Source organism: Salipiger bermudensis HTCC2601 (assembly GCF_000153725.1).
Lineage (GTDB): Bacteria > Pseudomonadota > Alphaproteobacteria > Rhodobacterales > Rhodobacteraceae > Salipiger > Salipiger bermudensis.
The window spans coordinates 191,574-214,453 of the sequence record NZ_DS022277.1 but is presented as its reverse complement, the minus strand read 5'-3'; the positions used below and the strand labels follow the sequence as shown (position 1 = coordinate 214,453).

Annotated in this window: 21 protein-coding genes; 8 read left to right on the top strand and 13 right to left on the bottom strand. The window is 66.9% G+C overall.

Going from position 1 to position 22,880, the window contains the following annotated elements; genetic code table 11:
• Positions 1-254: 254 nt before the first annotated feature.
• Positions 255-857, top strand: a complete 603-nt coding sequence (locus R2601_RS20225; protein WP_007801789.1) for a flavin reductase family protein — start codon at positions 255-257, stop codon at positions 855-857.
• Between the two features lie 81 nt (positions 858-938).
• Here R2601_RS20225 and R2601_RS20220 read toward each other — a convergent pair whose 3' ends face one another.
• From R2601_RS20220 to R2601_RS20210, 3 genes are all read right to left on the bottom strand, one after another.
• Positions 939-1,976 carry an ABC transporter substrate-binding protein gene (locus tag R2601_RS20220; RefSeq protein WP_007801787.1) on the bottom strand — a complete coding sequence of 346 codons (1,038 nt, stop codon included), beginning with the start codon at positions 1,974-1,976 and terminating at the stop codon, positions 939-941.
• Between the two features lie 68 nt (positions 1,977-2,044).
• The gene (locus R2601_RS20215) at positions 2,045-2,893 is read right to left on the bottom strand and encodes an ABC transporter permease (RefSeq protein WP_007801785.1); all 849 of its coding nucleotides are present in this window, start codon (positions 2,891-2,893) and stop codon (positions 2,045-2,047) included.
• On the bottom strand, positions 2,890-3,735 hold the full coding sequence (locus tag R2601_RS20210; RefSeq protein WP_007801783.1) for an ABC transporter ATP-binding protein: 846 nt from the start codon (positions 3,733-3,735) through the stop codon (positions 2,890-2,892). The genes R2601_RS20215 and R2601_RS20210 overlap by 4 nt, the downstream gene beginning before the upstream one ends.
• Before the next feature lie 526 nt (positions 3,736-4,261).
• Here R2601_RS20210 and R2601_RS20205 point away from each other — a divergent pair.
• Genes R2601_RS20205 through R2601_RS25640 form a run of 3 tightly spaced genes read left to right on the top strand, consistent with a single transcriptional unit; the run spans position 4,262 to position 7,883 of the window.
• A complete protein-coding gene (locus tag R2601_RS20205; protein WP_007801781.1) occupies positions 4,262-6,367 on the top strand; it encodes an acetate--CoA ligase family protein in 2,106 nt (701 codons plus the stop codon).
• Complete coding sequence (locus R2601_RS20200; protein WP_007801779.1) at positions 6,364-7,536, top strand: thiolase family protein; 1,173 nt, start codon at positions 6,364-6,366, stop codon at positions 7,534-7,536. The genes R2601_RS20205 and R2601_RS20200 overlap by 4 nt, the downstream gene beginning before the upstream one ends.
• Entirely contained in the window at positions 7,536-7,883 is a 348-nt protein-coding gene (locus R2601_RS25640; RefSeq protein ID WP_007801776.1) for a Zn-ribbon domain-containing OB-fold protein, read from the top strand. Before R2601_RS20200 ends, R2601_RS25640 begins: the two co-directional genes overlap by 1 nt.
• Before the next feature lie 42 nt (positions 7,884-7,925).
• Here R2601_RS25640 and R2601_RS20190 read toward each other — a convergent pair whose 3' ends face one another.
• Complete coding sequence (locus R2601_RS20190) at positions 7,926-9,410, bottom strand: class I adenylate-forming enzyme family protein (RefSeq protein WP_007801774.1); 1,485 nt, start codon at positions 9,408-9,410, stop codon at positions 7,926-7,928.
• A 162-nt stretch (positions 9,411-9,572) separates the two neighbouring features.
• Here R2601_RS20190 and R2601_RS20185 point away from each other — a divergent pair, with 162 nt between their 5' ends.
• The 3 genes from R2601_RS20185 to R2601_RS20175 all read left to right on the top strand — a co-directional run bounded on the left by R2601_RS20185 (position 9,573) and on the right by R2601_RS20175 (position 13,733).
• Positions 9,573-10,535, top strand: a complete 963-nt coding sequence (locus R2601_RS20185) for a TAXI family TRAP transporter solute-binding subunit (protein WP_007801772.1) — start codon at positions 9,573-9,575, stop codon at positions 10,533-10,535.
• 70 nt (positions 10,536-10,605) lie between these two features.
• Positions 10,606-12,912 carry a TRAP transporter permease gene (locus R2601_RS20180; protein WP_007801769.1) on the top strand — a complete coding sequence of 769 codons (2,307 nt, stop codon included), beginning with the start codon at positions 10,606-10,608 and terminating at the stop codon, positions 12,910-12,912.
• Positions 12,909-13,733: an alpha/beta fold hydrolase gene (locus R2601_RS20175; protein WP_007801767.1), complete on the top strand. Its 825-nt coding sequence runs from the start codon at positions 12,909-12,911 to the stop codon at positions 13,731-13,733. The genes R2601_RS20180 and R2601_RS20175 overlap by 4 nt, the downstream gene beginning before the upstream one ends.
• Before the next feature lie 24 nt (positions 13,734-13,757).
• On the opposite strand, the gene R2601_RS20170 is transcribed toward R2601_RS20175, so the two are convergent.
• The 8 genes from R2601_RS20170 to R2601_RS26705 are packed head-to-tail and all read right to left on the bottom strand — an operon-like array spanning position 13,758 to position 20,132.
• Positions 13,758-14,618 (bottom strand): amidohydrolase family protein, encoded by an 861-nt coding sequence (locus R2601_RS20170; protein WP_007801765.1) that lies wholly within the window; start codon positions 14,616-14,618, stop codon positions 13,758-13,760.
• A 31-nt stretch (positions 14,619-14,649) separates the two neighbouring features.
• Complete coding sequence (locus R2601_RS20165; RefSeq protein WP_007801763.1) at positions 14,650-15,789, bottom strand: acyl-CoA dehydrogenase family protein; 1,140 nt, start codon at positions 15,787-15,789, stop codon at positions 14,650-14,652.
• 3 nt (positions 15,790-15,792) lie between these two features.
• Entirely contained in the window at positions 15,793-16,563 is a 771-nt protein-coding gene (locus tag R2601_RS20160; protein ID WP_007801762.1) for an ABC transporter permease, read from the bottom strand.
• Position 16,564: 1 nt separating this feature from the next.
• Entirely contained in the window at positions 16,565-17,314 is a 750-nt protein-coding gene (locus R2601_RS20155; protein ID WP_007801759.1) for an ABC transporter ATP-binding protein, read from the bottom strand.
• A 27-nt stretch (positions 17,315-17,341) separates the two neighbouring features.
• Positions 17,342-18,352, bottom strand: a complete 1,011-nt coding sequence (locus tag R2601_RS20150; RefSeq protein ID WP_040545589.1) for an ABC transporter substrate-binding protein — start codon at positions 18,350-18,352, stop codon at positions 17,342-17,344.
• Positions 18,353-18,389: 37 nt separating this feature from the next.
• A complete protein-coding gene (locus tag R2601_RS20145; protein WP_007801757.1) occupies positions 18,390-19,745 on the bottom strand; it encodes an amidase in 1,356 nt (451 codons plus the stop codon).
• The gene (locus tag R2601_RS20140) at positions 19,742-19,939 is read right to left on the bottom strand and encodes a hypothetical protein (protein ID WP_007801756.1); all 198 of its coding nucleotides are present in this window, start codon (positions 19,937-19,939) and stop codon (positions 19,742-19,744) included. The genes R2601_RS20145 and R2601_RS20140 overlap by 4 nt, the downstream gene beginning before the upstream one ends.
• 4 nt (positions 19,940-19,943) lie before the next feature.
• Positions 19,944-20,132, bottom strand: coding sequence for a hypothetical protein (locus R2601_RS26705; RefSeq protein ID WP_144266936.1), 189 nt, complete (start codon positions 20,130-20,132; stop codon positions 19,944-19,946).
• Between the two features lie 190 nt (positions 20,133-20,322).
• Between R2601_RS26705 and R2601_RS20135 the strand changes: the two genes are divergently transcribed.
• Positions 20,323-21,105 (top strand): GntR family transcriptional regulator, encoded by a 783-nt coding sequence (locus R2601_RS20135; protein WP_007801754.1) that lies wholly within the window; start codon positions 20,323-20,325, stop codon positions 21,103-21,105.
• Between the two features lie 71 nt (positions 21,106-21,176).
• Here the strand turns inward: R2601_RS20135 and R2601_RS20130 are convergent, their stop codons facing one another.
• Positions 21,177-22,877, bottom strand: coding sequence for an ABC transporter ATP-binding protein (locus R2601_RS20130; RefSeq protein WP_007801753.1), 1,701 nt, complete (start codon positions 22,875-22,877; stop codon positions 21,177-21,179).
• Positions 22,878-22,880 lie beyond the last annotated feature (3 nt).

Genomic DNA, 22,880 nt, shown 5'->3' with positions numbered 1-22,880 from the left:
GTCCATTATCGCGTAAATACTCGGCCTGCCCGATTGGCCATTCCCGTGCCGAACTTGACCAGCAGGGCAACAATTCCGGCCATTTGCCATGCCATTCCTGCATAAAGAGAATGCAGGGCCGCCCGAAAGCCGCTTCGATCGCTTCGTGTCGGGTATACAATACATTTTTCCGCCTCTACTTTTCCCATTGAATCCATGCCCTTTCCGGCCTCCCCTCCCAGATCTCCGCGGCGCTCGCTGCAGTGCAAGAGACTATGACCGACCTAGATCCGACATCCCTGTCCGCCGCCGAGCAATACCGACTGCTGTCCAGTATCGTCGTGCCGCGGCCGATTGCCCTCGTGGTCACGCAAGGCCCGGCGGGCTGGAATGCCGCGCCCTTCAGCTTCTTCACCATGCTCGGCGTCGCACCGCCAACGCTGATCTTCTCGGCCGGGCCGCGCGACGGTGGCGAGAAGGATACCATCTGCAACCTGCGTGATCTGCCCGAATGCGTGGTGCATATCGTCCCCGAGGCGCTGGCGGCCCGGATGAACGCCTGCGCCGCGTCGCTGCCCCGCGAGCAGAGCGAAGTGGCCGAACAGGGCTTCGCCCTGAAGCCCTCGGTTGCGGTGGCGCCGCCGCGGCTGGCCGAATTCCCGGTGCAACTGGAATGCCGGGTGGCGCAATTCCTCGATATCGGCACGCGCCCCCACGTCGCGGTGGTCGCCGAGGTCCTTCAGGTGCATGCCCATGACGGGCTGCTCGGACCGGATCTGTGCTGCGACGGTGACCGGCTGGGCGCCATCGGGCGCATCTCCGGTCAGGGGCATTACGCGCGCCTGACCGACACGTTCCAGATGAAACAGCCCGGCTGATCGCTCCGCACGCACGGACCTAAGCAGGGGCCCGCCGCCCGGGCGGGGCGGCAGGCGTCGTTGCTTTATAGCGCGCAGGGGTCAGACCTGCGAGATGAAGCGGTTGGTATAGAACCGCTCCGGCGGGGTGCCGGGTGTCTCGATGGCGCCGGACACCTCGAGCAACTCGATCGCCCTGGCCCAGTCCGCCTCGCTGAAGGCCATCTGCGCCACGCCCTCGGGCGGTGTCATGTAGAATTTCAGCGCATCGAGGATCTTCTTGCCCTTCTCGACCTCAGCGCCCTCGATTGGATTATAGGTTGCGAGGTATCCGATGATGTCCTCGTAGTTCGCCGGATCCTGCATCGCTTCGACACCTCGCCGGCAGGCGCGCAGGAACTTGACGATGACCTCTTCATTCGCGGGGTCCTCGGCAAAGTCGGTCGAAGTGATCAGCGCGTCAGAGGGCAGGGGGGCGAAATCGTCGGCGGCGATGTAGTGCAGCTCGACCCCCTGCTCCAGCAATGCGGTCTTGGATTCGTAGAACACGAAGAAGCCGTCGACCTCGCCCCGCTCGAGAAAGGCATAGCCGCTGGGGCCGAGCCCGGTGACGACCTTGTTGACGTTGCTCGGATCGAGCCCTTCGGCCATCGACATCAGGTCGAGGTGCTTGTCGATGGCGCCGCCAACGGAGGCGATGCCGATCGTCTTGCCCTGGAATTCGGAGGGATGGGTCAGCGGCTTGTCGGGGAGCGAGGCAATTTCCCAGAAGTTCCGATAGCCGATCTGGCCGATCGACACCAGCGGCGCGCCCTGGTTGGCGATTGGCGGGCAGGTGGTCGAGGGGCCGGCGAGGCCGAAGGCGGTGGCACCAGCGGTCACCTGTTGCACGGCGATGGCGGTGCCGGTGCCGGGTTGCACGGTGATATCCAGCCCCTCGTCGGTGAAATACCCGCGCGCTTCGGCGGCAAGGATGAAGCCCTGGAACAGCGTCAGGCGCGAGGGGGCCATGTAGGTCTGCGCCATACCCTGCGCGGCGGCGGGTGATCCCAGGCCGAAGGTCACGCTGGCAGCGCCCAGCGTGGCGGTAACGGTCGCGCCCGAGGCGCCGGTAAGGAAGGTTCTTCTGTCGATGGTCATGTCGTCAAGCTCTCCTGTTGTGGATTTGCACGGGTGTCCGGGGATCGGATCCCGGGGGCGGGCCCGGTTCAGTCGTTCTGTGCTGAATCGTGCCAGGGCACGGCGATCTTCCGGATCGAGGCGATCACCGCGTAGAAAAGGAAGCCGAAGATCGCGAGGGCGACGATCGTGGCGAACATCTGGTCGACGCGCATGGCGTTCAGCGTCATGACCACCATCGCGCCAAGGCCCTCGTTGCCGCCGAGGTACTCGCCGACGATGGCGCCGGTCACGGCAAGCACGCTGGCCGTCTCGATGCCGGTCAGCAGGTAGGGAAGCACCGCTGGTACATCGAGCGACAGCAAACGCTTCCAGACCGGTGCGCGGATCACCGTGAACAGGTCGCGCTGTTCGCTTCCGATCGACCGGACGCCGAGGATCGTGGCCTTCATCACCGGGAAGAAGGACAGCAGCACCACCATGGCGATCTTGGATTGCATGCCGAAGCCCATCCACAGAAGGAACAGCGGCATCAGCGCCACCTTGGGTGTCACCTGCGAAGCGACGATGAAGGGCGAGGCGATGCGCTCGAACAACTTCGAGCGTCCGAGCAGGATGCCCAGCCCCGCCCCCACCACGACGGCGAGGCCGAACCCCACCAGGATCTCGGTCACGGTGATGCGGAAGAAATTCCAGAAGAACGGCTCCTGGAGCAGCTCGACCAGCGCCAGCGCCACCGCCTCTGGCGGGGGCAGCATGAAGGGGCTGATGTCGAGCACCACGACATAAAGCTTCCACAGCGCGATGAAGGCCAGCAGCAGCAGTGGCGTGGTTATCCAGGTCAGGTAAGTGTCGAGCAGCTCTCGAAGGGACCGCCCACCCTCTGCGGGAGCCATGCTGCGGACGGGGCTTGCGTCGTCGCGGTTGGTCATCGTCATTCCCCCAGCTCCGTCCGAAGTTCGGCGACGAGCGACTGGAAGGCGTCGTCCTTGGTCAGTTCCAGCGGGCGGGGACGCGGGAAGTCGACCTTGATGACCTTCTGCAGCCGTCCCGGATGCGGCGACAGCAGGACGATCTTGTCGGCAAGGAAGGCCGCCTCGGTGATCGAGTGCGTGACCAGCACCACGGTCTTGCGAAACTCGAGCCAGATCAGCTGCAGGGCCATGTTCAACTCGTCCCGCGTGATCGCATCCAGCGCGCTGAACGGTTCATCCATCAACAGGATCGACGGCTCGGGCGCCAGCGCCCGCATGATCGCGACCCGCTGGCGCATCCCGCCCGACAACTGCCGGGGCAGGTGATCGAGGAATTCGCTGAGCCCCGAAAGCTCTCCCAGCTCCTCGGCGCGGCGGCGCCGGTCGGGACGGGACATGCGCTGCACCTCCAGCGGCAAGGCGATGTTCTTCCATACCGAGCGCCACGGCAGTAGGTTGGCATCCTGGAACACGAACCCGAGGTCGCCGATGACTTCGGGCACGGCCTTGCCCTCCGGGGAATAGAGCGATTGGCCGCTGATGCGGATCGCACCGTCGGTCGGCGCCTGCAGGCCCGCCAGCGTGCGGAGCAGGGTGCTCTTGCCGCAGCCGGACCGGCCGATCAGCACGACGAACTCTCCCGGCTCGATTTCTAGGCTCACGTCTTCGACGGCCAGCGTGCGCTGACCCTTGGTGTCATAGACCTTGGTGATGCCATCTATTTCGATGGCGCCTTCACGCGCCGGGGCCGGCTGGCCCGAAGGCGCGGACCGGTCGGCGGCGGTCGGATCCGCTGCAATGCTCATGATGATGTGGCTCCTTGATCGGCGCAGGGCGCAACGCATCGTCCGGCCTCTCCCGCGGGTCGAGGTCGATGCGCGGGGCGCCCGGCTTCAGTCAGTCAGAATTCACGTACGAAAGAGGCATGTCCGGTCGTGGGCGCCTCTCGTCGATTCCATTTGTTATAAAGGCATAATTAAATAACAACAAAAAACGCACATTTTGGGGGAGTGCGCCTCATGCCGGGTCGATGCGCTGGCAAAGTGCTGCCTTTCTTTGCATCTGAAGGTCGTGTGGCCGCGGGACCATGAATCCGATGGGAGATTGGCTGCCTTCAACGCGGTATAGCGAAGGACACTGGCTCTCGGCATCGGCATGCCTTGACCATCCGGCTGTGCAGCCGAGCAACGTCCCGGCGACTAAACTTTTGGCCGAACAACGGAAATCGACCCCAAAAACGAGAAAATTGGGCAAGGCTGACAACAATCATTTGATCTTTGTATAATGCAATTGTGAGGTTTGGAGTGCCCCTTTCCAGCACAGTGAGACACCATGCCGGCCAGCTTTCCCGACCTGAAACCGTTCTTTTCGCCCAAATCGGCGGCCCTCGTCGGCGCCAGCGCGGACCTGAGGAAATTCGGCGGCCGCTGTCTGAAGCAGCTTGTCGATTTCGGCTATGAGGGGCGGATCTACCCGGTCAATCCAAAGGCCGACACCATCCTGGGCATGCCCTGCTACCCTGACATCGCCAGCCTTCCGGAGGCGCCCGACCACGTCGGCATCGTCGTGCCTGGCAAGGCCATACCCGGCGTCCTGAAACAGTGCGGAGATCGTGGCGTGCGCCATGTCACGATCTTCAGCTCCGGCTTCTCCGAGGGCGGCAGCGCCGACGGCGCCGCCTTCCAGGCAGAGATCGTCGCCCTGGCACGGGAACACGGCATTCGCCTGATGGGGCCCAATTGCAACGGCCTGATCAACTATGTCGACGGTTTTGCCCTGACCTCTACCGCGACAATCAACGGTCCGCGCGCGCCCAAAGGCGATGTCGCGGTCCTCGGTCATTCCGGCGGGCTGGCCCAGGTCAATGTGATGTACCGCGCCCAGCAGGCCGGGCTGGGGATCAGCTACCAGGTGTCCTGCGGCAACGACGCGGATCTCGACATCCTCGACTACGCGGCCTTCATGGTCGACGACCCCGAGACCCGTGTCATCCTGATGCTGGCCGAAACCATCCGTGACGGCGGCAAGCTGCGCGCGCTCTCCGACCGGGCGCGCGCCGCGGACAAGCCCATCGTGATGATGAAGCTCGGGCGCTCGGAAGAGGGCATGCAGGCGGCGGTGTCGCATACCGGGGCGCTGGCCAGCAGCGACAGCGTGGCCGATGACGTCCTGCGCCAGCTCGGCATCCTGCGCGTCGACGATTGTCACGAGATGATCGACGTGGCGATGATGCTGCGCACAGGCCGGAGACTGGGTGGGCGCGGACTGGCGGCGGTGTCGATCTCGGGGGGGAACCTCGTGCACCTTGCCGACCAGGGTCCGATGCATGGCCTTGCCTTTCCCGACTTCGGCAGCGCGACCAAGACCCGGATGGCCGAGCTGATCCCGAATTACGGGCAGGCCTCGAACCCCGCCGACGTCACCTCGGCAGCGATCGGCTCGCCCGAGATCTTTGCCGGGGTGCTGGAGACAATCGCACAGGACCCGGCCGTGGACGTGATCCTACCGGTCCTGACCCTGCATTCTGCCGAGCTTATCCGGGGTACGGCGCAGGCGCTTCTGGCAAGCCCCAAGCCCTGCGCGGTGATCTGGAGCGGCAACTGCACCGACGACGACACCTTGACCCATGCCGAGCTGGTCCGCATGGGCCTGCCGGTCTTCCGCGACATTGCCCCCGCCATGCAGGTCATCGATGCCGCCGCGCGCTACGCGGAGCTCGCACAGGCGGCCCGGCCGGTGGTCGCCCCGGTGCCGCCGGTTCAGGGGCTGGACACGTTGCCCGGCCAGCCGGACGAGGCGGACGCGAAGGCCTTCCTCGCCGCCAACGGCTTCGACGTGCCGCGCGGGATGGTGGCCGAAACCGCAGCCGACGCTGGACCGCTGGCCGACCGTCTCGGCGGGGCGGTCGTGGTCAAGATCCTGTCGGCCGAGATCGGTCACAAGACCGAACTCGGCGGTGTGCAGCTGAACCTGAACGGCGCCACGGCCAGCGCCGCCGCCGAAGAGATGGGCGCGCGGATCCGCGAGGTGGCTCCGGACCTCGAGCTGCGGGGCTTCCTGATCGAGGAAATGGCGGCCCCCGGGGTCGAGATGATCCTCGGCCTGTCACGTGACCCGGTCTTCGGCATGGTGCTGACCGTCGGCTTGGGCGGGATCATGGCCGAGCTGCTGGAGGATGTGGCGCATCGCCTGCTCCCGGTGAGCGAGGACGAGGCGCTGTCGATGTTGCGCCAGTTGCGCGGGTGGCCGCTGCTCGACGGCCATCGAGGCCGGGCGCCAGCAGACGTGTCCGCGCTGGTGCGCACGATCACGACGCTGTCGGATCTGGGCATGGGCAGCGATGGCCGCATCGAGACGCTCGACCTCAACCCGGTCATCGTCGGCGAAGCGGGGCAGGGCGCCACGGTCTGTGACGCGCTCGTGGTGCTGAGTCGATGAGGCGTGGCGCGGCCGCCATCGTCGGCGCGGGAGAAAGCCGCATCGGCAAGCACCCGGACAGCACCTCGCTGGGGCTGATGGCCGAGGCAGCCACCGACGCGCTGGCGCAGGCTGGCCTTGGCTTTGACGACATCGACGGGCTGATCACCACCCCCACCCGCATCGACGGCTGGATGATGCCCTGTACTGTCGTTGCCTCTGCGCTTGGGATCCAACCGGATTTCTTCACCACGGTCGACATCGCCGGCGCCTCGGGAACCGCCATGGTGCATCAGGCGGCGATGGCCGTGGCCAGCGGTGCCTGCCACACGGTGCTGTGCGTCGCCGGTCAGAACCTGCTCAGCGGTCTGTCACGCGACGGCGCGGTGGCCGCGATGGCCAGCAAGGGATCGGCCGCCCATGCCGAGCTCGAGCAGCCGCTGGGCCCGCCCATTCCTGCGCTCTACGCCATGGTGGCACAGCGCCACATGCATGATTTCGGGACCACTCCCGAAGCGCTGGCACAGGTCGCCGTCGAGGCGCGTCGCCATGCCGGCCGCAACCCCAATGCCCACAAGAGCCGTCCGATCTCGGTCGAGGACGTGCTGGACGCGCCGCGCATCGCGACGCCGTTCGGGCGGCTGGACTGCTCGCTGGTCTCGGATGGGGCAGGGGCGGTCATCGTGACGACGCCCGAACGCGCCCGTGCGCTGTCGCGCCGTGCGGCGTGGCTGCTAGGGTCGGGTTATGCCATGGGGCACCCCTGGGTCGGAGATTCCGCCGACCTGTCGACCACCTCCGCCACCCGGTCGGGGGCCTCGGCCTTCGCGACGGCGGGGCTGGCCGCAACGGACATGGATTTCGCCTGCCTCTATGATTGCTTCACGATCACCGTGTTGCTCGAGCTTGAGGACCTTGGGTTCTGCCCGAAGGGCGAGGCGGGGGATTTTGTGCTTTCGGGTGCCATCGGCGCCGAGGGCGCACTGCCGGTAAACCCGCATGGCGGGCTGCTGTCTGCGGGCCATTGCGGCGTGCCGGCCGGGCTCTTCCACGTGGTCGAGGCCGCACGGCAGATCCTCGGCCATGGCGGGGCGCGTCAGCTCGACCGCACGGATCATGCGCTGGTGCACGGCAACGGCGGGATCATCGGAGTACATTGCACGCTCGTTCTGGGCGGGGAGGACAGCTGATGGGCAACGCCCCCTTCGACACCGTGGTGCGCTGCGAGGCCTGCGGGCAACCGCGCGCCTACCCGCGCCCGCTTTGTCCCGCGTGTCATTCGCCGGACACCGTGCCGTTCACGCCATCGGGGCGCGGCACGGTCTACACCTTTACCGAAGTGCATCGCGCGCCCTCGTCCGCGTTCGGCGAGGAGGTGCCCTACATCATCGCGCTGATCGATCTCGAGGAGGGGCTGCGCCTTCCCGGTCGGCTGACCGGATCCGACGCGCCCCGCTGCGGCGCCCGGGTCGAGCTGGACGCAAGCCCGGATGGCTATCCCGTCTTCAGGCTGCTGCCCGAGGATGGGCAGCGCTGAACGTGTCCGGTCCCGCCCGCTGCGGGACCGGCGCTGTCCGCGTCAGCTCTTCAGCGCGGCTTCCATCACCTTGGGTTTGATGACCTTTCCGCCGCTGTTCTTGGGGAAGCTGTCCATCACGAAGAAATGCTGCGGCAGCTTGTAGCGCGCCAGTTTCGCGGCGCATTCCTCGGTGATGCTGGTCTGCACCGCCGTTGCATCGGCACCGTCGCGCAGCACCACGGCAATGCCCACCTCCTCGCCGAAGGCGGCGTGCGGCACCGGGAAGACGCAGCATTCCGCCACTGCAGGCAGCGCCGACGCGATCCGCTCGATCTCGGGGGGATAGATGTTGACGCCGCCACGGATGATGACGTCTTTCGAGCGGCCCTTCAGGGTCAGGAAACCGCCTGCGTCCAGCGCGCCGAGATCGCCGGGATAGAAATAGCCATCGTGGAAGGCCTTCGCGGCCGCATCCTCGTCGCGGAAGAACCATTCGGCAACGCCGGGCCCGCGATATCGGACATGGCCGGTTTCGCCGGGCGCCACGGGGGCATGGGCGTCATCGACGATCTGCAGGTCGACCCTGAAAGCGGGGCGGCCCACGGTTTCGGGGTGCGCACGCTGATCCGCCGGGGCCAGCACCGAGACGCCGCCGCCCTCGGTCGAGGCGTAGTATTCGTAGTAATTCGGGGTCAGGCGCGCGCGCACGGCCTCGCGCTCATGGGCATGCAGCGGCGACCCGGACGAGATCAGCTGCCGCAGGCCGTGGAACCCGGCCAGCTCGGAGTCGGGCAGCTCGAGCAGGCGGCGCAGCAGCGTCGGCACGAGGAACAGCGCCGTGGTTTCCGTCTCGGCCACGGCGCGGGCCAGCTCCTGCGCCTTGAAGGGTGGGGTGTTCAGGATGAGCGTCGCACCGATGGCGATCTGCGAAAGGGTAAAGGCTCGCCCGCCGCCGAAGTAGAGCGGCGTCGCGGTCATGAAGCGATCGTAGCAGGAGAACCCCAGCGAGGCCATCTGGCTGACGGTGCGGGCATACATTTGCTCGTGGGTCAGAAGCGGGCCAGTGGGTCGCCCCGTGGTGCCCGAGGACAGCGACACGACCATGCCGAGGTCGGGCGCATGCACGATCGGCGCATCCTCCGAAGCCGTGGCAACCCGGGCCTTCCACACGTCATCGGCCAGCTGCACCGGGCAGCCCTCGATCCCGGGAAGAGGGTCGTCCGAGAACAACAGGCGCGGCGCGAAGAACTCGACCATCCGGCGCTTTTCATCCTCGTGCCAGCGGGCATCGACGGGCAGCGTGATCGCCCCGACCCGGGCCAGCGCGAACAGCAGGGCGACATATTCGATGCTGTCCTGCATGCCGAGCCCCACGAGATCGCCGCGCCCGATCCCGTCTTCGGTCAGAACGGTGGCGGTGCGGCGCACCAGGGCGGCAAACTCGGCGTGGCTGAGCGTGGTGCCGTCGTGGATCAGTGCCGGGTGATCCCCGCGCGATCGGGCCGCATGGTCCAGCGTTTCTGCAAAGTTGAATCCGCTGCTCATTTCATCATCTCCAGCCTGTCGGGAATACAAGAACGCGTTATTTTTGCGATACGTTAAATGTCTTATTGACATAAACTTTAGCAGTATGACCCATCAAGAAGAAAAAGACCGCTTCAGCGGCGAAGCTCATATCTGACCCGATTTCCACACAGGGATGCCTCAATGAAACGCACTTTTGTCATGACCGCCGCCGCTGCGGCCCTTCTCGTCGCCACCGGCGCGCAGGCCGAAACCTTCATCCGCATCGGCTCGGGCCTTGCAGGCACCTACCCCGTGGTGGGCGCCAAGATGGCCGAGATCATCAATGCCAATGTCGAGGGGGTCACCGCGACGACCATCGCGGGCGGCACCGAGGCGAATATGGCTCTGATGGCGCAGGGCGAGGTCGAGATTGTGCTGACCTACGGCTTCCTGACGCCGGTGGTCCAGCGTGGCGAGGGATCGCTTGGCGTGCCGACACCCCAGGTGCGCCACCTGATGACGCTCTACGGGGCCTACTTCCAGCCCGTCGCCTCGGCCGACACCGAGCTGACCTCGCTGGCCGACATCGATGATGAGGCCTACCGTATCTGGGGCGCCAACGCGACGTCGATCTTCCTGCCGATGATTGCCGAGGCGCTGGAGGCGAACGGCAGCAGCTTCGACGCCGTGCGCGCTGCGGGCGGCACGGTGGACGAGATCGGTTATGGCGACACGGCGGGCGCGCTTCAGGACGGGCGTCTCGACGTCGGCTTCTTTGCCGGGCCGGCGCCCTACAGCATGCTGATGCAGATCGAGAACCAGCCGGGCTTCACCCTGATGGGCTTCGACGAGGCGGCAGGCGAGGCCTATACCGCGGCTCTGGCCGGAACCACGATGCAGGAGCTGCCCGCCGGCACCTATGCCGGCCAGGACGAGGCGGTGATGCTGCCCTACCTGATGAACGAGGCCGTGATCTCGGCCGACGTGCCGGACGAGATCGTCTACGAGATCACCAAGGCCCTGGTCGAGAACGTTGGTGAATTCGAAGGCCTCTTCGCGGGCTCCGAGGAAATCCAGCCCGAGACCATGCTCGACCTTGCCTCGGTCGAGACCCATCCCGGCGCGATGATGTTCTACTCCGAGGCCGGACTCGCCGACGACTGATCGCGCCACCGATCCGTTCTCACTGGGGGGCGGCGGTTTCGCCCCCTCAACAAGACAGCACAGGTTCCGAATGTCCGACACCCCGCCTCAGAACGCGTTGAGCCTGCTCGTGCAGGGCTCCGGCGCTGCGCGCCTGAACGGTCTGCTGATCCTCTTCGGCGCCGTCTTCTTCTCGCTGATCCACCTCTACGCGGCGATCTACGGGGCACCGCCGACCATGCTGATGAACCCGCTGCACCTGACCCTCGCCATGGCTCTGGTGGTGCTGGTGCACCCGCTCGGACGGAGCTGGTCCGACCCGTTCAACCGCTGGTCGGTGATCGACGGGGCGCTGCTGGCCGGGGCAATCTGGTTGTCGTGGTATTATGTCAGCACGCTGCCGAACTGGGCCCTGCGACAGGTCATCATGTCCAACACCGACCTGTTCGCGGCATTGCTGACACTGGGGCTGGTGGTCGAAGGGGTGCGCCGGACGCTGGGCCCGATCCTGCTGTTCGTGGCCGGGGCCTTCGTGCTGCATGCGTTGTTCGCGAACCACGCGCCCGGCGTGTTCTACGGCCCGCCAACGAAACCGCTTACCCTGCTGCGAGCGCTGGTGCTGGGCGACAGCGGCATCTTCGGCACGCCGCTGGGGGTGATGGCGCAATATGTCGTGCTGTTCATCCTGTTCGGCAACCTGCTGGCCGTGGTCGGTGTCGGCAGTTTTTTCCTGCGCCTCGCCTTCTCGATGTTCGGGCACCGCACTGGCGGGCCGGCCAAGGCTGCCGTGGTGTCCTCGGCGATGATGGGCACACTGTCGGGCAGCGCCATCGGCAACGTGCTCACCACCGGAGCCTTCACCATTCCGCTGATGCGTCAGCTCGGCTATCGTCCGGCCTTTGCGGGCGGCGCAGAGGCCGCGGCCTCGACGGGCGGCATGATCATGCCGCCGGTGATGGGCGCCATCGCCTTCATCATGGCCGAGTTCCTTGGCCGCCCCTATTCGGAAATCATCCTGGCGGCCCTGATCCCGGCTCTGCTGTATTTCCTGGTGATCTTCGTCGCGGTGCATTTCGAGGCCAAGCGCACCGGCCTGCGGACACTGCCGCGCGACAGCCTGCCGCGCACCTGGGAGGTGCTGCGGCGGCAGGGCTACCTACTGATCCCCATTGCGCTCATCATCGGCGGGCTCGTGGCCGGCTACTCCATCGTGTTCGTGGCGGTGATCGCGCTGGCCGGGACGGTCATCACCGGCTTCGCCAGCCGCCGCACCTGGCCGACACCGATGCGGCTCGCCGCAGCGATGGAGCAGACCGCGCGCTCGACCGCGGCGCTGTCGGTCACCGCGGCCGCGGCGGGCATCATCATCGGGGCCATCTTCTCAACCGGGCTCAGCTTCCAGATCACGCAGGGCGCCCTGTCGGCGGCGGGCGAACAGCTGTGGCTGCTGCTGGCGATGAGCGGGCTGGTCGCCATCGTGCTGGGCATGGGCATGACCGCCTCGGCGGTCTACATCACCATGGTCGCCACCATCGTGCCGATCCTGCGCGCCCTCGGCGTCGACGAAATGGCCGCGCACATGTTCGCCTTCTATTTCGGCATCGTCTCGAACATCACGCCGCCGGTCGCGCTCGCGGCCTTTGCGGCGGCGCCGCTCGCGCGGGCGAACCCGATGGCCACCTCGGTGGCGGCGGCCCGGCTCGGGATCGCGGCCTTCATCATCCCGGTGATGTTCGTCTACCAGCCCGCGCTGCTGATGCAGGGCAGCCCGGCCGAGATCCTTCAGGCTTCGTTGACGGCGGCCTTCGGGCTGGCAACGCTGTCGATCGCCTTCGTGGGTTACTTCTCCGCGCCGATCGCCCTGCCGCTGCGGCTGGTGATGATCGTCGGCGCGGGCATGATGATCGTCCCCGAGGTCCGCACGGACCTTGCCGGCGTCGCGGTGATCCTGCTGGCGCTGTTGGCGTCGCGTTTCTTCACCGTGACCACCTCGGGCGACGGCTCCGCGCCGGGGGCCGGCAAAAAGGCCGCTGCGGCGCAGGGCGGACTGCTCGCGCGGCTGATGGCCCGGCGCATGGAGCGGGCTGCCGTGGGAGAGGGCGACGGCCAGGTCGCGGCGGAGGCCCCGCGCGATCTTTCGGACCTGACCCGCGAGGAAGAGCCCCCGGGCGGCATCGCAGCCCATGATCGTGCCGGTCTCTGGGGTGGATGGGCGATCTTCGGCGGGCTGGCCGTGGCCATGCATCTGATGGGGCGGGCGCTGATCCAGGCGCGCGAGCCGCAGCTCTGGGTCTTGCAGATGGCGGTGCTCAGCCTTGTCTTCACGCTGGCCCTTGCCGCGGTGCTGTGGCGCTCCAAGCGGCGCGGCGCACCCGACATGGCCGAGGTCCCGGCATGATCCGGCGCGGCTTTGTCGATGTCGCCGGCGGGCAGGTGCACTACCGTGCCGCCGGTCCCGAGGATGCGCCTGTCGTGGTGCTGATCCATGCCTCGCCGGGCTCGTCCAGCGGGCTGGTGCCCCTGATGGAGGCTCTTGCCGCGCGCGGGCGCCGGGTGATTGCGCCTGACACGATGGGCAACGGCGACTCCGCCGGCGACATGCCTGACGTGCCCGAGATCGACTTCTTTGCCGACCGGCTGGCCGAGGCGCTGGACGGGCTGGGGATCGCGCAATGCGACCTCTACGGCACCCACACGGGCGGCTCGATCGCCGCAGCGCTGAGTATCGCACGGCCCGCGCGGGTGCGGCGGCTGGTGCTGGACGGGATCGGGCTCTATTCCGACGAGATGCAGGCCGAGATCCTCGACCGCTACGCGCCCGCGCTCGAGGCGGATCTGCACGGCGGGCATCTGAACTGGATCTGGCACTTCGTGCGCGACACCTACATGTTCTGGCCATGGTATGCGACCGATGCCGTCCACGCGCGCAAGATCGGCCTGCCGCCGCCCGATGTGCTGCACGAGAAGGTCATCGACGTGGCCAAGGCCTACAGGACCTATCACCTGTCCTATCGCGCTGCCTTCCGCTTCGACAAGCGGGCCGAGTTCCCACGTATCACGCGCCCCACGCTGGCGGCCTGCGGCGAGGGGGACATGCTGCTGCAATGGCACGCGGAATATGCCGCGCTGATACCAGAGGCCGAGGCGCGGGTGATCCCGTCGGTAACCGCCCGGCCCGACGAGGCCGCGGCGGCATTGCTGAGGTTCCTAGACGCCTGAACCGGACGCGGCGGCGCGGCGACCTCAGTCCAGCTTGTAGAGGCGGCGGGCGTTGTCGCGCAGGAACTTGCGCTTCGCGGCCTCGGGCAGCTCCATGGCCTCGATCTCGTTCCGTGTGCGTTCGAAGTCGAGGACCGGGAAATCGGTCCCGAACAGCACTTTGTCTTGCCCGTAGGAGCGGATGTAGTGCTTGAAGCTCTCCGGCCAGTACTTGGGCGAATGCGCGTCCGAGGCGATGTAGACGTTGCGGTGTTTCCACGCCATCGCGATCATCTCCTCGGTCCACGGGATGCCCACGTGAATGCCGATGAGCTTCAGCTCGGGGAAGTCGCAGGCGACGTCGTCGAGCGTGATCGGCCGGCCGACCGAGCGGCGCGGATAGGTCGGATCGTAGATCATCGACTGGCCGACCTGAAGCTGCATCGGCACGTCCAGCTCCACGCACTTGGCATAGAACGGGTAGTAGCGCGCATGGTTGGGCGCGAGCTCGAACCAGTGCGGATAGGAATGTGCGCCGACAAAGCCCAGCTCGGTGATCGCGTGCTCCATCTCGCGTACGCCGGTCATGCCTTCGGTCGGATCGATGCCGATCATCCCGAGAAACCGGTCGGGATGCGCCTTCACCGCCCGCGCCACCATCGCGGGGGGCAGGCGGTAGCAGGCGGCGGGGCCCTCGGGGCCACATTTGGCGGCGATCAGGAAGGACTTCTCGATCCCTGCCGCATCCATGCGGCGCAGCATCTCGTCCAGCGAGACGCCGTTCATGGTCGAGTCGCTGACCTTCATCTTGCCTTGATAGAACTGCTTCCGGTTGGCCGGGCGCAGCGCCTCGACCTCGTCGGTGAACAGGTTCACAACCGTGTCGATGGCCATAATGTCGTGCATGTCGTCTGTCTCCCTTGCGCCTCGGCGCGTCTCAAAGGCCAAGCTGGCGCGCGATGAGGTCGCGCTGAATTTCGTTCGAGCCCTCCCCGAAGGAATAGAGCCGTGCGTCGCGCCAGTAGCGCTGCATGGCGCTTTCGCGGGCATAGCCGGCGCTGGCGAGGATCTGCATGCCGTGATCGGTCACGAATTGCAGGCATTCGGTGGCCTGAACCTTCGCCTGCGAGGCAAAGCGGCTGCTGTCGCGCCCCTCGGCGATCATCCAGGCGAGGTGGCGCACGACCAGCCGGGTGGCATCGACGCGCATCTGCATGTCGGCGATCCGGTGGCGGATGGTCTGGAACGACCCGATGGGGCGCCCGAACTGCTTGCGCTCTTTGGCATGGGCGATGGTGAGATCCAGCGCCGCCTGCGCACAGCCCAGCACCGTCGCGGCCATACTGGCGCGCGAGTAGTGCAGGGTCGACATCAGGCCGGAAAACCCTTTGCCCTCCTCGCCCATCAGCGCTTCCGCGCCCACCTGCACGCCATCAAGGCCGATCTCCCAGCTCGGCATGCAATTGTTGCCGACCTTGGGGATCTGGGTCATGGCGATGCCGGGCGCGTCGCGCGGCACGAGAAACATCGAGACCCCGCGCGAGCCACGGCTGTCGGGGTCGGTGCGCGCGGCGGTCAGCAGGTAATCGGCGCCGCCGGCGTCGCTGATCCAGGTCTTGCCGCCGGTCAGGACCCAGCCATCGCCGCTGCGCTCGGCCCGGGTGCGGATTGCACCCGCATCCGATCCCGCCTGCGGTTCTGTCAGGGCCAGCGCGATCAGGCAGCGCCCGGAGGTGATGCGCGGCAGCAGCCGGGCCTTCTGGGCCTCGGATCCGTAGGACAGGACCGACATCGCCCCGAAGCCCACCACGCGGTTGACGATCGAGCCGACCGCATAGGCGTGCCAGGCCAGCCGCTCCTGCACCAGCGCCATGGTGGTCCAGTCGAGGCCCAGCCCGCCATGCGCCTCCGGGACGGGCAGTCCCAGAAACCCGGCTTCACCGAGATGCGGCAGCAGGTCATATGGCGGGGTGTGGGCCTCGTCCCGGCGGCCGGCCTCTTCGGACGGCATGTGGCGCGCCATGAAACGGTCGACCGTATCGAGGATCAGGCGCTGGTTCTCATCGGGTTCGAGCATGGCTCAGGACCCTGCCTTCTGGTTGTCCGACCATGAGACGAGCGCGCGTTTCAGCCCCGCCATCATGGCGTAGAGGACAAAGCCGATGAGCGTCAGCAGGATGATGATGACGAACAGACGGTCGGTCTGGAAGGCGTTCATCGTCGCCACGGCCATGTAGCCAAGGCCGCTGCTGCCGCCGAGGAATTCGCCGACCACGGCGCCGATCGTGGCCAGCACGATCGCCATCTCCATGCCCGCCAGAATGGCCGGCAGGGCCGAAGGAATTTGCAGCAGCCAGATGCGCTGCCACAGGGTGGCCTTCAGCGAATGGAACACATCCGCGTGCCCGGGCTGAACCGAGCGCAGGCCGAGAACGGTGTTCACCAGCACCGGGAAGAAGGCGATGACGGCCGCCACGACGATCTTCGAGGTCATGCCGAAGCCGAACCAGACCACGAACAGCGGCACCAGCGCCACCTTGGGGATGACCTGGCTCGCGACGATGAACGGGTGCACCGCGCGCTCGATCAGCGGAGAGGCGGCGACGGCCCAGCCCACGGTCATACCGATCACCGTGGCAAGCCCGAAGCCGGCCAGTGTCTCGGTCAGGGTAATGCTGGCGTGGCGCAGGGTGCGCGGATCCAGCGCGACGTCGAAGAAAATCGCTCCAATCTGGCTGGGCGGCGGCAGGATGAGCGGGTTGATCCCCGACATGCGGCAGTAGATCTCCCACACTGCGAAGAAGCCCACGACCGACACGATGCCGGGTGCGAAATGCCTGATCCGGTTCATGTCAGTGCTCCAACTGGCTGCGAAGGTCGGCCGCGATGGCCTGGAATTCGGGGGTGTTCTCGATCTGGGTGCCGCGTGGCCGCGGGAATGGCACGCGGGTCTCGCTGACGATGCGACCGGGGCGCGCGCTCATCACCACGATGCGGTCGGCCAGCATGATCGCCTCGGTGATGGAATGCGTGACCAGAACCACGGTGGCGCCGGAGGCCATCCACAGCCGTTCCAGCTCGCTGTTCATGCGGGTCCGGGTCAGCGCGTCCAGCGCGCCGAAGGGTTCGTCCATGAGCAGAAGCTGGGGGTCATCGGCCAACGCGCGTGCGATCGAGACACGCTGCTGCATGCCGCCCGAGAGCTCGCGGGGCCAGCTCTTGGTGAAATTCTCGAGGCCCACGCGGCTGCACAGGTCGCGCGCCGTCTCCATCCGGGTGGCCTTGGGCTGTTTCTTGAGACGCAGCGGCAGGGCCACGTTCTCCTCCACGGTCATCCAGGGCATCAGGTTGGCCTGCTGGAAGACGAAGCCGGTGGTGGTTTCACCGGCTTCGACAGGGGTCAGATCAAGCGAACCGGACGTGTGGTCATGAAGCCGGCCGATCATGCGCAGCAGGGTCGTCTTGCCGCAGCCCGAGGGCCCCAGCAGGACGACGAACTCGCCAGGTGAAATCTCGAGATCGCAGGGACTCAGGGCATTCACCGGTCCGTTGCGGGTCTCGTAGGTCTTGCTGACCTGTTGGCATGAAATAGCGACAGTCATTGTGGTCCTGTTCGTGCTTGCGTTGGCTCAGAGCTGATCCGAGATGGCGGTGGTGTAGGCGACCGAGGGGTCCATGTCGGGATCAGACAGGTTCGCGGCGGCCATTTGTTCCCAGCCCTTGGCAAAGGCCTCGGGATAGATCTTGCCGATGCCCTCGTCGCCCCGGGCGACCCACAGCTCCTTCTCGGCCTGCAGCGTCAGCGTCGCGGCCTCGGGAGTGTCGAGCTCCGGGAACGCAAAGGGCATCATCGCCTCGATGCTGGCGGCGCCGGTCTCGTCGGCCTCGATGACCTGAACCGCCTTTTTCACGGCACGCATGTAGGCGAGGCAGACATCGGGGTCGGTCTCAAGCATCTCGTTGGTGGTGAAGTAGACCTGCCCCGGCACGTCCATGTAGGGGTCGAGCGACATCGCGTGCATCGCCGCGCCGCGATCGTTCAGCGGCGCCCAGACGGACATGTCGCCGATGAAGCCGTCGAGGCGGCCCATCTCGATCAGGTCCATCGAGCCGGGCGAGTTGCCGACCACCTGGAAGGTGACCTCGTCCTTGGGCACGCCGGCGCCGGCCAGAAGGATGTCGATCACCTTTTCCGATCCGCCACCGGCCGAAACGATGCCGATGGTCTTGCCCCGGAAGTCCTCGGGGGTCTCAATCGGCGCGTCGGCGCCCGAGATGATCCACCAGGTCGAGGTGTGGGCGATGGTGCCGAACGCGCGGATCGGCGCGTTGCCGGTCGACAGCGCCGCGATCAGGTCGAGCCCGCCGGTGCGAGCGATCTGGACCTGGCCAGCCAGCAGCTGCTGGACCGACGCGGAGGAGCCGTTGCCGGGGATCAGGTTCACCTTGAGGCCCTGCTCCTCGAAGTAGCCATTGGTGATGGCCACGTAGTCGGGGGCGTAGACGGTGGAGTTGCCGTAGGGAGTGATGTAATTGATTTCCCTCAGCGTCTGTGCCGAGAGCCGGGTGCCCGAGCGGATCACCAACGGGGCGGCAAGTGCCATACTGGCAAAGGCGCGGCGGGTCATTTTCGTCGTCATTTTGTTTCTCCTGTTGGGGTGTTCGCGGGGTGCCGGGTCAGCCGGCAAGGGGCGGGAAGGCCGCAAGGTCGGTCCAATGGCGCTCGAAATCCAAGGCCGCGGACAGCAGCGTCGCCTCGCGTTCGGCGGGGGCGATCAGCTGAACGCCAAGGGGCAGCCCGTCCGGGCTCAGCGTGAAGGGCACCGAGATGGCGGGCAGGCCAAGGTAGCTGGCGGGCTGGGTGAAATGCGCAAGCCCGGTCACCTGTGCCCATGTCTCTGCGCGAGAGGTGTCGGCGATCGCGTCGTAGCGCAGCGCGGGCGAGCGGGTCGTCGGCGTCAGCAGCACGTCGCAATGGGCATAGGTCAGCTGGCGCGCCTCGGCCTGCATGACCGCGCGCAGCCTCAGGGCATCCACGTAATCCACCGCGAGGATCCCCTCGCCGCCGGTGATGAACTTGCGCACCGAGAGCTCGTAGAGCGCGGGGTGACTCGACATCATCGCGCGATGGACCGCCGCGGTCTCGGTGCGCATCAGCGCCCGGTGCAGCGAGCGCATCTCGGTCGTCTCGACCACCGGAACGGGCACGATGCTGTGGCCGCACTGCTCGATATGCCGGATCGCCGCGCTGAACGCATCTGCCATCGCGGGGCTGAGGCCTTCTGTATAGTAGCTTTCGGGCAGGCCGATGCGCAGTGGACCCGCCGGGCGTTCGACCGGTGCAGGCGTTTGCCCCCGCGCCACCGCCGTCAGCAGGGCCGCGTCGGCCACGTTGCGCGCCAGAACGCCGGGCCGGTCCGCGGACCAGCTCAGCGGGAAGCAGCCGGTGCCGTCCAGCGCACCGTGTTCGGGCATGTAGCCGACGATGCCGCACAGCGCGGCAGGAACCCGTACCGAGGCACCGCTGTCGGTTCCGATCGATCCGAAGGCCAGCCCCGCCGCGACCGCCACCGCCGAGCCGGACGAGGAGGCGCCGGTGCAGAAGGCCGGGTCCCACGGGTTGCGGGCATCGCCCACCAGAGCGTTCGCGCCGGTCGTGCCAAGCGCGAACCCGGCCATGTTCAGCGGACCGAGGTCGATGGCGCCGGCCGCCTCCATGCGTGCCAGAAGCGGTGACGGAGGCAGCGGTGGACAGGGCAGCGCCCCGCGCACGACGCCGCACCCGGGCTGCCGGTCCGGGGTCGCGAAGATGTCCTTGTGAGCCAGCGGCACACCCGAAAGCGCCCCCGGCCGCGGGGTCTGAGCGGCGGCGCGCGCGGCTTGAGCGTCTATCGAGATGAAGGCGCCCAGTTCGGGATTCATCTCTTCGGCGCGGGACAGACAGGCCTCGGTCGTCTCGGAGGGCGTCAGGCTGCCATCAGAATAGCGCGCCTGAAGCTCGGCGATGGACAGCAGGCGGATGTCGCGGCTCATTTCCGGCGGCTCCCCAGTTCGAAGTCGAAGGGGCCGCAGCCGGGCGACAGGCGGTTGCGAAAGCCCGCAACATCCGCGCCGATCGCGGCGCTTTCGGCGGCACAGGGGGCGAGTTCTTCGTCCAGCAGGGCGCGCTTTCCGTCGAGCCGGTCGCGGATCAGGGCGGTGACGGGGTCGGGCTGTGTCTTCTCCATCGCCCTAGACCTCCCGCTGACCCGGGCAGCGCCTCTCGGCCATCTTTGCGTGGCTGCAGAGCGCCGCGCCGGTCTGCGTGGCAGAGGTGTCGTGGCTGCCGGGCCGCATGGCCTCGGCTTGGGTGGCAGTCTGCTCCGAGCGCTGCGTCAGCGCGGCGAAGGCCATGGGGTCAGGATTTGTGCTCTGTGTCATTCGTGGCTTCAATCCGGGCGTATCGTCAAAGGCGGCGAAACATAGTTGTATTATGTGCACTACAAATAGATGGCTATATTTTTGCACGTCAAACGGTTTGGTCCACTTGACACTTGCTTGGCTGGTCTGGCCGACTAACCTGCCCAAACAAGTGGCACTGCGTCGGGTCATTCGGTCGGAAGGAACAGGGATGAGTGGAACAATCGGTCTGGCTCCGGGCGGCAAAGCCCGTCGAGTCTATCTTCTGCTTCGCGACAGTCTGACCGCAGGGGCGCATGCGGACGGGGCGGCCTTGCCCGGGGAAACCCGCCTCGCCGCCGAGTATGGAGTCTCGCGCGCCACGGTGCGCAAGGTGCTGGCCGCGCTCGAAGACGAGGGCCTGATCAAGCGGGACCAGACCGGAGCCGTTCGCGGCCACGTCGCGGAGGCACCTCTGGACGCGGACTTCACGAAGCTGATCCCGCAGCTGGAACAGATCGGCCATGAAACGACCGCCCGCCTACTGTCCTTTACTTATGACATCGCGCCGCCTCACGTGGCCGAACAGATGGCCATCGATCCGTCGGAGAGGTGCCAGACAGCGATCCGGGTGCGCTATTACAAGGACCGCCCGATGTCCTACCTGACGACCTACGTCCCCGAGCGGATCGCACGGAACTACACCGAGACCGACCTTGCGAGTTCGCCGCTCTATGCCCTGCTCGAGCGCTCCGGGGTCGAGGTGGAGAGCGCGCACCAGTCGGTCAGCGCGACGCTTGCCCGCGCAGACGTGGCAGAGGCGCTGTCCGTCGCGACGGGCGCACCGCTCCTGTCGTTGCGACGGATCGTGCGCGATCGCGAGGGACGTGGGGTCGAGTATCTGCAGGCCCTCTACCTACCCGAGACCTTCCGGCTCGAGATGACGCTGAACCGCGTCGGGCAGGGCGAGAGCCGAGAGTGGCGCCCGGTCATGGGCGCCTCGGGTACGGAGTGAGCACACCGCCCGGCGCCGGTCCTATCGTCGCGACCTGCGTTGTGCCCCTTCAGTTGGCGCACCCCTGTGCGTCAGTCCAGCAGCCGGAAATAGGCCTCCTGCCGGGCGACCAGATCATCGTGGCTGCCGATCTCGACGATGCGCCCGCCATCCATCACCACGATGCGGTCGGCGTGGCGGATGGTCTCGAGCCGGTGCGCGATGATCAGCGTCGTACGTCCGACCGCGAGCCGCGCCAGCGCCGCCTGCACCTCGCGCTCGGTCGAGCGGTCGAGCGCCGAGGTGGCCTCATCGAGCAGCAGGATCGGCGGGTTGCGCAGGAAGACCCGCGCGATGGCGACCCGCTGGCGTTGCCCGCCCGAGAGCATCACCCCGCGCTCGCCCACGACCGTGTCGAGCCCGCTCGGCAGGCTGTCGACCAGCGGGCCGAGCTGGGCATCGCGCACCGCCTCGAGGATCTCCTCCTCGGTCGCACCGAGCCGGCCATAGGCGATGTTCTCGCGCAGGGTTCCGGCGAACAGGAACACGTCCTGCGACACCAGCCCGACCTGCCGGCGCAGGCTCTCGAGGGTCAACGAGGCCGGCGGCAGCCCGTCGATGCGGATCTCGCCGGCGGTGGGCTCGTAGAAGCGCGGCACCAGCGCCATCATCGTGGTCTTGCCGGCGCCGGAGGGTCCGACCAGCGCCACGGTCTCACCGGGTTGCACGGTCAGTGACACGCCGTGCAAGACGCCGCGCGCCCCGTCATAGGTGAACTCGACATTGTCGAAGGCGATCTCGCCGCGCAGGGCCGGGGCCTCGCGCGCCTCAGGGGCGTCGGCGATTTCGGGGTGCTCGTCCAGAAGTTCGAGATAGCGGCGGAAGCCCGCGATTCCGCGGGGGTAGAGCTCGATCACCGCGGCGATCTTTTCCAGCGGGCGGAAGAACACGCCCACCAGCAGCAGGAAGGCGACGTAGTCGCCGGTGCTCATTGCGCCCTCGAAGACAAAGCCCGCGCCGGCCACCATCACCACCACCTGCACCAGCCGCATGCCGGAATACTGCAGCGCGCTCAGCGCCGCCATGATGCGGTAGGCGTCGAGCTTGGTGGCGCGGTAGCGGGCGTTATCCTCGGCGAAGAGCGCGCGCTCATGCGCCTCGTTGGTGAAGGCCTGCACCACGCGGATGCCGCCGATGCTTTCTTCGAGCCGCACGTTGAAGGCCCCCACGCGGCCGTAGATCGCCTGCCAGGTCCGCGTCATCCGGCCGCCATAGACTGCCAGAAGCCAGCCCATCGCCGGCACGATCACCAACGTCATCAGCGCCAGCGGCGGGTGCAGCCAGAGCATCAGCCCGAAGGCGCCGGCAAAGGTCATGATGGCGATGAAGAGGTCCTCGGGACCGTGATGGGCGACCTCGCCGATCTCCTCGAGATCGCGGGTCACACGGGCGACGAGCTTGCCGGTCTCGGCGCGGTCGAACCAGCCCCAGCCCAGCCGGGTGAGGTGTCCGAAGGCGCGGGCGCGCATCTCGGTCTCGATATTGATGCCCAGCATGTGGCCCCAGTAGGTCACCACCAGCATCAGCCCGGCATTGATGACGTAGACGCAGACCAGCGCCACAGAGGCCAGTACGATCAGCCCCCAGTCGCCGCCCGGCAGCAGGTGGTCGATGAAGCCCGCGATGGCCAGCGGAAAGGCCAGCTCGAGCAGGCCCGAGAGCACGGCAGAGCCGAAATCGAGCCAGAAGAGCCGCATGTGCGGGCGGTAGTAGTCGAAGAACTGTCTGAGCATTTT

Excerpts from the sequence above, each read along its gene's own strand:
- R2601_RS20225 (WP_007801789.1), top strand. The coding sequence starts at position 255 with ATGACCGACCTAGATCCGACATCCCTGTCCGCCGCCGAGCAATACCGA.
- R2601_RS20220 (WP_007801787.1), bottom strand. The coding sequence starts at position 1,976 with ATGACCATCGACAGAAGAACCTTCCTTACCGGCGCCTCGGGCGCGACC.
- R2601_RS20215 (WP_007801785.1), bottom strand. The coding sequence starts at position 2,893 with ATGACGATGACCAACCGCGACGACGCAAGCCCCGTCCGCAGCATGGCT.
- R2601_RS20210 (WP_007801783.1), bottom strand. The coding sequence starts at position 3,735 with ATGAGCATTGCAGCGGATCCGACCGCCGCCGACCGGTCCGCGCCTTCG.
- R2601_RS20205 (WP_007801781.1), top strand. The coding sequence starts at position 4,262 with ATGCCGGCCAGCTTTCCCGACCTGAAACCGTTCTTTTCGCCCAAATCG.
- R2601_RS20200 (WP_007801779.1), top strand. The coding sequence starts at position 6,364 with ATGAGGCGTGGCGCGGCCGCCATCGTCGGCGCGGGAGAAAGCCGCATC.
- R2601_RS25640 (WP_007801776.1), top strand. The coding sequence starts at position 7,536 with ATGGGCAACGCCCCCTTCGACACCGTGGTGCGCTGCGAGGCCTGCGGG.
- R2601_RS20190 (WP_007801774.1), bottom strand. The coding sequence starts at position 9,410 with ATGAGCAGCGGATTCAACTTTGCAGAAACGCTGGACCATGCGGCCCGA.
- R2601_RS20185 (WP_007801772.1), top strand. The coding sequence starts at position 9,573 with ATGAAACGCACTTTTGTCATGACCGCCGCCGCTGCGGCCCTTCTCGTC.
- R2601_RS20180 (WP_007801769.1), top strand. The coding sequence starts at position 10,606 with ATGTCCGACACCCCGCCTCAGAACGCGTTGAGCCTGCTCGTGCAGGGC.
- R2601_RS20175 (WP_007801767.1), top strand. The coding sequence starts at position 12,909 with ATGATCCGGCGCGGCTTTGTCGATGTCGCCGGCGGGCAGGTGCACTAC.
- R2601_RS20170 (WP_007801765.1), bottom strand. The coding sequence starts at position 14,618 with ATGCACGACATTATGGCCATCGACACGGTTGTGAACCTGTTCACCGAC.
- R2601_RS20165 (WP_007801763.1), bottom strand. The coding sequence starts at position 15,789 with ATGCTCGAACCCGATGAGAACCAGCGCCTGATCCTCGATACGGTCGAC.
- R2601_RS20160 (WP_007801762.1), bottom strand. The coding sequence starts at position 16,563 with ATGAACCGGATCAGGCATTTCGCACCCGGCATCGTGTCGGTCGTGGGC.
- R2601_RS20155 (WP_007801759.1), bottom strand. The coding sequence starts at position 17,314 with ATGACTGTCGCTATTTCATGCCAACAGGTCAGCAAGACCTACGAGACC.
- R2601_RS20150 (WP_040545589.1), bottom strand. The coding sequence starts at position 18,352 with ATGACGACGAAAATGACCCGCCGCGCCTTTGCCAGTATGGCACTTGCC.
- R2601_RS20145 (WP_007801757.1), bottom strand. The coding sequence starts at position 19,745 with ATGAGCCGCGACATCCGCCTGCTGTCCATCGCCGAGCTTCAGGCGCGC.
- R2601_RS20140 (WP_007801756.1), bottom strand. The coding sequence starts at position 19,939 with ATGGAGAAGACACAGCCCGACCCCGTCACCGCCCTGATCCGCGACCGG.
- R2601_RS26705 (WP_144266936.1), bottom strand. The coding sequence starts at position 20,132 with ATGACACAGAGCACAAATCCTGACCCCATGGCCTTCGCCGCGCTGACG.
- R2601_RS20135 (WP_007801754.1), top strand. The coding sequence starts at position 20,323 with ATGAGTGGAACAATCGGTCTGGCTCCGGGCGGCAAAGCCCGTCGAGTC.
- R2601_RS20130 (WP_007801753.1), bottom strand. The coding sequence starts at position 22,877 with ATGCTCAGACAGTTCTTCGACTACTACCGCCCGCACATGCGGCTCTTC.